Origin of the sequence: Enterovibrio qingdaonensis, assembly GCF_028683135.1 — a bacterium.
Lineage (GTDB): Bacteria > Pseudomonadota > Gammaproteobacteria > Enterobacterales > Vibrionaceae > Enterovibrio > Enterovibrio qingdaonensis.
Genome location: NZ_JAJUBB010000072.1, coordinates 1 through 558, shown reverse-complemented (window position 1 = coordinate 558; position 558 = coordinate 1). Strand labels below are relative to the sequence as shown.

Below are 558 nucleotides of genomic sequence, written 5' to 3'. Positions count from 1 at the left end.
AACATACGAAACCTCTTGGGGTTGTATGGTTAAGTGACTAAGCGTACACGGTGGATGCCTTGGCAGTCAGAGGCGATGAAGGACGTAGTAACTTGCGATAAGCGTAGATAAGGCAGTAACAGCCACTTGAGTCTACGATTTCCGAATGGGGAAACCCACGTGCATAAGCACGTATCCCACACTGAATACATAGGTGTGGAGAGGCGAACTCGGGGAACTGAAACATCTAAGTACCCGAAGGAAAAGAAATCAATTGAGATTCCGGCAGTAGCGGCGAGCGACCCCGGATTAGCCCTTAAGCGGTTTAAGTGTTAGTGGAAGCCTCTGGAAAGTGGCGCGATACAGGGTGATAGCCCCGTACACGACAATGCTTTTATCGTGAAAACGAGTAGGACGGGACACGTGTTATCTTGTCTGAAGATGGGGGGACCATCCTCCAAGGCTAAATACTCCTGACTGACCGATAGTGAACCAGTACCGTGAGGGAAAGGCGAAAAGAACCCCTGTGAGGGGAGTGAAATAGAACCTGAAACCGTGTACGTACAAGCAGTGGGAGCC

Annotated in this window: 1 rRNA gene; it reads left to right on the top strand. The window is 50.2% G+C overall.

Annotated elements, in window-relative coordinates:
* Positions 1–27: 27 nt before the first annotated feature.
* A 23S ribosomal RNA gene (locus LRP49_RS25165) occupies positions 28–558 on the top strand; the annotation flags it as partial.